General features: G+C 73.7%; 1 protein-coding gene. It reads left to right on the top strand.

The features are described 5' to 3' along the window. The coding region (locus GRF61_RS24265; protein ID WP_248281437.1) for a carboxymuconolactone decarboxylase family protein at window positions 1-389 on the top strand (389 nt) is incomplete at its 5' end. Window positions 390-555: the final 166 nt, after the last annotated feature.

Raw genomic sequence — 555 nt, 5'->3', positions numbered from 1 at the left:
CCGCCGCCACCGAAGCCGACCGCTACGCCCGCGGCCTCGCCCGCCTGCGCGAAATCGACGGCGACGCCGGCGAACGGGTGGTGGACAGCCTCTCCGCCATCGCCCCGGACTTCGCCCGCTATCTGATCGAATTTCCCTTCGGCGACATCTACTCCCGCCCCGCCCTCGGCCTGCGCGAGCGCGAGATCGCCACCGTGGCCGCGCTCACCGCGCTGGGCAATGCAGCGCCCCAGCTCAAGGTCCACATCCAGGCGGCGCTGAACGTCGGCGTGTCGCGGGACGAAGTGGTGGAAACCATCATGCAGATGGCGGTCTACGCCGGCTTCCCGGCCGCCCTCAACGGCCTCTCCGCGGCCAGGGAAGTGTTCGCCGCGCCCGCCGCGGGCTGAGCAAGCCGCCGCTGCGCGCCGGCGCCCGGGTGGCCGCATCGCAGCAGCGCTGCTCCGATCCGGTCACTCCGCCCGCCCCGCCGCTGCGGGAGCAATTCCCCCGGCGCCGACGATTTCCCCGCCAGCGCTGGCACTGCCGCCCACCCGCAAACGCCCGGCATACCGG

It is taken from the genome of Azoarcus sp. TTM-91, from assembly GCF_012911025.1.
GTDB lineage: Bacteria > Pseudomonadota > Gammaproteobacteria > Burkholderiales > Rhodocyclaceae > Azoarcus.
This window is presented reverse-complemented; position numbering and strand designations above follow the sequence as displayed.